This is a genomic window from Mycobacterium sp. (assembly GCF_036488105.1).
GTDB lineage: Bacteria > Actinomycetota > Actinomycetes > Mycobacteriales > Mycobacteriaceae > Mycobacterium.
The window spans coordinates 1-5998 of the sequence record NZ_DASXHW010000464.1 but is presented as its reverse complement, the minus strand read 5'-3'; the positions used below and the strand labels follow the sequence as shown (position 1 = coordinate 5998).

6 protein-coding genes are annotated in these 5998 nt (G+C 67.0%); 3 read left to right on the top strand and 3 right to left on the bottom strand.

What is annotated here, in order from left to right; translation table 11 throughout:
• Positions 1 to 594, bottom strand: a 594-nt coding sequence (locus tag VGH54_RS24365) for a transglutaminase family protein (RefSeq protein WP_331514698.1), incomplete at its 3' end; no start/stop codon positions are given.
• A 103-nt stretch (positions 595 to 697) separates the two neighbouring features.
• On the opposite strand from VGH54_RS24365, the gene VGH54_RS24360 reads away from it, so the two are divergent.
• Positions 698 to 1534 (top strand): DUF3097 domain-containing protein, encoded by an 837-nt coding sequence (locus tag VGH54_RS24360; RefSeq protein WP_331514697.1) that lies wholly within the window; start codon positions 698 to 700, stop codon positions 1532 to 1534.
• Between the two features lie 4 nt (positions 1535 to 1538).
• Here the strand turns inward: VGH54_RS24360 and VGH54_RS24355 are convergent, their stop codons facing one another.
• Positions 1539 to 2570 (bottom strand): hypothetical protein, encoded by a 1032-nt coding sequence (locus VGH54_RS24355; RefSeq protein WP_331514696.1) that lies wholly within the window; start codon positions 2568 to 2570, stop codon positions 1539 to 1541.
• Positions 2571 to 2688: 118 nt separating this feature from the next.
• On the opposite strand from VGH54_RS24355, the gene VGH54_RS24350 reads away from it, so the two are divergent.
• Positions 2689 to 4035, top strand: coding sequence for a replication-associated recombination protein A (locus VGH54_RS24350; protein ID WP_331514694.1), 1347 nt, complete (start codon positions 2689 to 2691; stop codon positions 4033 to 4035).
• 138 nt (positions 4036 to 4173) lie between these two features.
• Here VGH54_RS24350 and VGH54_RS24345 read toward each other — a convergent pair whose 3' ends face one another.
• Positions 4174 to 4869 carry a GntR family transcriptional regulator gene (locus VGH54_RS24345; protein WP_331514693.1) on the bottom strand — a complete coding sequence of 232 codons (696 nt, stop codon included), beginning with the start codon at positions 4867 to 4869 and terminating at the stop codon, positions 4174 to 4176.
• 68 nt (positions 4870 to 4937) lie between these two features.
• Between VGH54_RS24345 and VGH54_RS24340 the strand changes: the two genes are divergently transcribed.
• A partial coding sequence (locus VGH54_RS24340; RefSeq protein WP_331514691.1) for an NtaA/DmoA family FMN-dependent monooxygenase occupies positions 4938 to 5998 on the top strand: 1061 nt, incomplete at its 3' end.

Here is a 5998-nt window from a genome sequence, read left to right as displayed (position 1 = left end):
CAGTAGCCAGGCGAAGTCGCGACACGAGCCGACCCCGGTTCGCAGCGTGAAATCCGGTGTCTGCACGCCATGTTCCATGCGCAGGCTGTAGCCGAGGTCGCTGTTGACCCGCCTATTGAGCTCGACCAGATAGTTGATCGTCCGGGTGCCCGGCGCCATCGCGAAGGTGCTCACCCAGGCCTGCACCAGCTCGCCGGGACCTGATCCGGGACCGTGCTCGTCGACCGGCCGCAGATACGGCTTGAGGTCCTCGGCCAACGGCGCGGGGTAGGTGAACCCGCCGGACGGCCACGTTTCTGCCCAGTCCTCGATGAAGAAGTCGAAAGGGTTGATCACTTTGAGGTCGGCGATCAGCCCGACCGTAATGGTCAGTTGGCTCATCGGATTCGGGAACGTCAGCCGGTAGACGAAGTTACCCACCGCGTCCTGCTGCCAGTTGATGAAGTGGTCGGCCGGCTCGACTCGCAGCGAGTAGGCCTCGATCGCGGTACGCGAGTGGGGCGCCGGCCGGAGCCGGACGACATGCGGGAACACCCGGACGGGCCGATCAAAGGTGTAGCTGGTGCGGTGCTCCAGCGCCACTTTGATGGTCATAACCGCCCATCTCATCACGACGGCCACCAGGTCGCAGCACGGCGAACCCCATCCCGCGTGGCGTGACCGGGTTTTCGCTGCCTTCGTTCCTAGGATCGCTCGGGTGGACGATCGCTACGGCTCGGACGTTCTGGCACGCGACCCGCACAACTCGCGCAGGGTCCGGTCAGCTGAATTGGCAATAGAACTCGGCATGGTTGTCGAGGACGCGCTGACGGGCTATGTCGGTGCAGTGGTGCGCGTCGAATACGACCGGATGGAGCTCGAGGACCGGCAGGGCCGTCCGAAGTCGTTCCCGGTCGGCCCGGGATATCTCGTCGACGGCAAACCGGTGATCCTGACCGCGCCGCGACGTCCGACCGCCAAGGCACCTGCGCGCACGGCGTCGGGCTCGGTGGCGGTGACCGGAGCACGCGCCCGGGTCGCCCGGACCGGCCGGATCTACGTGGAGGGCCGCCACGACGCCGAGCTCGTCGAGCAGGTGTGGGGCGACGATCTGCGAATCGAGGGAGTTGTGGTCGAATACCTCGGTGGCGTCGACGACCTGGTCGGCGTCGTCGAAGAGTTCCGCCCCGGCCCGCAACGGCGGCTGGGCGTGCTCGTCGACCACCTGGTACCCGGTTCCAAGGAATCACGGCTGGCCGAAGCGGTACACCGCGGCCCGGGCGGCGTGGACACCCTGGTCGTCGGCCATCCGTTCGTCGACATCTGGCAGGCCGTCAAACCGGCCCGGCTGGGTCTGTCGGAGTGGCCGGTCATCCCTCGCGGGACGGAATGGAAACACGGGATCTGCGACGCCCTGGGCTGGCCGCACGCCGATCAGGCCGACATCGCCGCGGCGTGGCGGCACATCCGTGGCCGGGTGCGGGACTGGACCGACCTCGACGCGGCGCTGATCGGCCGGGTGGAGGAGTTGATCGACTTCGTCACCCGGCCGTGACGACCTAGGGAGCCGGCGCCGCGATCGGTCCTCCGGAGAGCCGCCGGTAGGTGTACACCAGGACCAGCAGGGCAATCGGGCCGGTCACGAGGATGCCAACCAGGCAGGCGAAGAAACCCGCTACCACCAGCAGACCCTGCACCAGCAAAGACAACAGCGTCTCGCCGATATGCGCCCGGACTGTGTCGAAGCTGGCCTTCAGAGCATCGATCGGCGCCAGCGCGCGATCGGTCGCAAATGCGATCGTGAAAACCGCGAAAAACGTGAAGACGGCGATCAACACGAACGACAGCAACGCAAACAGGACACCTGGCAGCGACAGCAGCTCCAGGACCGCGCTGATCACACTCAGCAGTGCGCCGGCCAGAACCACCGTTCCGAAATTGCGCGGTTTGAAGAACGAGCTCACGGTGACCGGCCTGCCGTCAGCGAGATCGAGCCCGCCGGAGAGGAACGCGGCCTGCACGAAGATTCCGAAGACGAACGACACGACGGACAGGACCAGCGTGCCCACCGCGTCAAGACCCGCCGAGAACGACGCGCCGTAATCACTGTCGACGCCCGAGGTGTCGGCCGTCGCGCCACCCAGCAGGACGAACACCAGGCCATGCACCACCACACCGATCAGGGCGTAGATCAGCGCCGCGAGGACCAGAGGCCCAATATTCTTCTTGAACTGCTCCCAGGCCCAGCCCACCGCGTCACCGACGTTGAACCCCGCCCCGGGCGGCGGGCCGTAGCCCGATGCAGCCGGATAGCCGGGAGGAGGGCGGTAGCCCGGTGGCGGCGGGTAGCCGGGCGGAGGCCCGTAGCCGGGCTGCGGAGGCGGGCCGTAGCCAGGAGGTGGCGGCGGGGGTGCGCCATACCCCGGAGGGGGTCCGTAGCCGGGTTGCGGCTGTCCTGGGGGTGGTGGTCCATACCCCGGTGGCGGTCCAGGCGGAGGTCCGTAACCGGGTGGCGGTGGGTAGTCGCGCGGATTGGGGTTTCCCCCGTACGGGTCGTGTGGGTTGCCAGGGTGCTCCGGAGGTTGGCTCATGGCCGCTCCTGCCTCGTCGTCGGGGAGTTGTCCGGGCGTTCGCTTTCGAAAACTTAGCAAGTATTCGGCGGCGGCGCTGAGAGCTCACACTGCGCGCAGCGTGTGGTGCTGACGTGGTATGCCTGACACCGTGTCCGACGGTCTGTTCGACGTCCCCGACGCGGCCGAATTTGGCGAGGGCGCGCACGGTGGGTCTGCCGCCGCGCCGCTGGCGGTGCGGATGCGCCCGGCCAGTCTCGACGAGGTGGTCGGGCAGGATCACCTGCTGCAACCCGGTTCGCCACTGCGGCGTCTGGTCGAGGGTTCGGGTATGGCGTCGGCCATCCTCTACGGCCCGCCCGGCAGCGGTAAGACGACACTGGCCTCGCTGGTCTCGCAGGCCACCGGACGCCGGTTCGAGGCGCTCTCGGCGCTGTCGGCCGGGGTCAAGGAAGTCCGCGCCGTGATCGACACCGCGCGACGCGCCGCCGCGCACGGTGAGCAGACGGTGCTGTTCATCGACGAGGTGCACCGCTTTTCCAAGACCCAGCAGGACGCGCTGCTGGGTGCCGTGGAGAACCGGGTGGTGCTCTTGGTGGCGGCGACGACGGAGAATCCCTCGTTCTCCGTCGTCGCGCCGCTGCTGTCGCGGTCGCTGATCCTGCAACTGCAGCCGTTGTCCTCCGACGACGTCCGCGCGGTCGTGCAGCGCGCGATCGACGATCCGCGTGGCCTGGGCGGCCGGGTCCCGGTGACGCCGGAGGCCGTCGACCTGCTGGTCCGGTTGGCCGCCGGCGACGCCCGCCGCGCGCTGACCGCGCTGGAGGTGGCGGCCGAGGCGGGGGAGCAGGTCACCGTCGAGACCATCGAGCAGTCGCTGGACAAGGCCGCGGTCCGCTACGACCGGGACGGCGATCAGCACTACGACGTGATCAGCGCCTTCATCAAGTCGGTGCGCGGCTCGGACGTCGACGCCGCACTGCACTACCTGGCCCGGATGCTGGTCGCCGGCGAGGACCCTCGATTCATCGCGCGCCGGCTGATGATCCTGGCCAGCGAGGACATTGGGATGGCCGACCCGATCGCATTGCAGACCGCGGTCGCGGCCGCGCAGACCGTACAACTGATCGGCCTGCCCGAAGCCCAGCTGACCCTGGCGCACGCCACCATTTACCTGGCGACCGCACCCAAATCGAACGCCGTGACCATGGCGCTGGGCGCCGCGATGGCCGACATCAAAGCGGGCAAGGCAGGGTTGGTGCCGTCGCATCTGCGCGACGGGCACTATTCGGGCGCCGCGGCGCTGGGCAATGCGCAGGGCTACAAGTACTCGCACGACGACCCGGATGGCGTTGTGCCGCAACAGTATCCACCTGATGAGGTGGTCGGGGTCGACTATTATCGGCCTACCGGGCGCGGTGCCGAGCGCGACATCGGCACCCGGTTGGAGAAGCTGCGCGCGATCATCCGGCGTCGACGGGGGTGACGGTCAAGCACCGTTCGCAACACCGGTCACGGCAGTCCAGAGAACCATGAGCGGGTCGTCGAAAGAGACGGCGTATGCGAAATCAGTCGCGGACGTCTGGGGCACTGATATCGCCGGCGTATCACTTCCAGAAAGTGTCTATCCCTTTTCCGAGTGGCTGGTCTGGTTTCTGGTGGCGCCGCTATCCGCATGCTCCAGCCATTCGGCCAGCGACCGACCCGCGTCCAGCACGTGGCGTTCGGCGATGTGACGGGCCTTGTCGGCGTCTCGATCGGCGAGCGCGGACACCAGCGCCTCGTGCTCGTCCAGCGCGTTGTGCTCGTGCTCGGGGAACATCGCGAAGAAGTTAGAGGGGACCACCCGCACGGCCTGACGAATCTGCGCCATCAGCCGTCGCGAATGGGAGGCCCGGTGAATCTCGCGGTGAAAGTTCCAATTCGCGTCGACGATCGCGCCTTCGCCGGCGTGCGCCTCGACGTCGGTGGCCAGCGTGCGCAGGCGTTCGATGCCGTCGTCGGTGACCCGTTCGGCGGCCCACGCGGCGGCCTGACCGGTCAGCACGCCCAGAATCGTGAAGCTGTCGAGCACGTCCTCGGGGCTCATGCCGATCACCGTGATGCCGCTGCGTGGCGCGACGCGCACCAGCCCGTCGTAGGACAGCTCAAGCAGTGCTTCGCGCACGGGGGTGCGGCTGGTGGCGAATTCCTTGGTGATCGCGTCGAGGTCGAGCCGGGTGCCGGCTGGTAGCGCACCGGTGAGAATGCGATCGCGTAGCTCGCGCGCGGCGCGTTCGCGCACCGTCCCGGCGATATCGACGCCGTCGTTCGGGGCCATGACGTCACCTTAGGACTATTGGATATCTTGCACTTGAAATCTAATATATCAGATGCTAGACATCAACCATGACTTCTCGACAGATGGCCCTCGTCGCTTTCATGCAAGCCGGCAGCACCTCGGTGTACGCGGGCTCGTGGCGTCACCCCGCCACCGAGCACGGTTACCTCGACGCCTCGTACTACGCCAAGATCGGCAGGCAACTCGAAGAAGGTTGCTTCGACCTGATGTTCTTCGATGATCGGCTCGCGATGCCCGGCATTTATGGCGGCTCGGTCGCCGATGCCGTGAAATACGGCGCGCGGCCGGTGAAGCTGGACCTGTCCATCGTGTTGGGCGTGCTCGCGCAGGCGACGTCGCATATCGGTCTGGGCGCGACCGGTTCCACCACCTACTACACGCCGTTTCACATCGCGCGCACGTTCGCCACGCTCGACCACCTGTCCCGCGGCCGGGCGGCCTGGAACATCGTCACCTCGGTCAACGACAGCGAGGCCCAGAACTTCGGCCTGGAAACACATCTGGGCCACGACGCCCGCTATGACCGGGCTGAGGAATTCCTCGAAGCCACTGTCGGCTTGTGGGACACCTGGGAAGACGACGCCATCCTGCACGACCGGGTCAACGGCATCTACGCCGACCCGGACAAGGTGCACGAGCTGAACTATGCCGGCGAATTCTTCTCGGTGCGCGGGCCACTGACCGTGCCGCGCACCCCGCAGGGGCGGCCGGTGCTGATCCAAGCCGGGTCGTCAGGTCGTGGTCGTGAATTCGCTTCGCGCTGGGCTGATTTGATATTCACCGGCGACCCGGGCATCGAAGTGGCCCGCAACCATTACGCCGACCAGAAAGAGCGCATCGACGCCGCAGGCCGCGACCCGCGGTCGGTTAAGCTCTGCCCGATGGCATACGCGGTCGTGGGCGAGACCGAAGATCACGCCAAAGAACGCGAACAGGTCTTCCTCAACGACCTGGTGCACCCGATGGCGTCGCTGACCCTACTCTCGGAGTTGATGAACTACGACTTCGCCAAACACGACCTCGACGACCCGATCACCGATGAGCTCATCGAATCGGTGTCGGGAATTCGCGGGCTGGTGCAGAACCTGCGCGCCCACATCGGCGACAA

Bases quoted from the DNA above. Each gene is read 5' to 3' on its own strand.
- VGH54_RS24350 (WP_331514694.1), top strand. From the start codon at position 2,689: ATGCCTGACACCGTGTCCGACGGTCTGTTCGACGTCCCCGACGCGGCC.
- VGH54_RS24355 (WP_331514696.1), bottom strand. From the start codon at position 2,570: ATGAGCCAACCTCCGGAGCACCCTGGCAACCCACACGACCCGTACGGG.
- VGH54_RS24345 (WP_331514693.1), bottom strand. From the start codon at position 4,869: ATGGCCCCGAACGACGGCGTCGATATCGCCGGGACGGTGCGCGAACGC.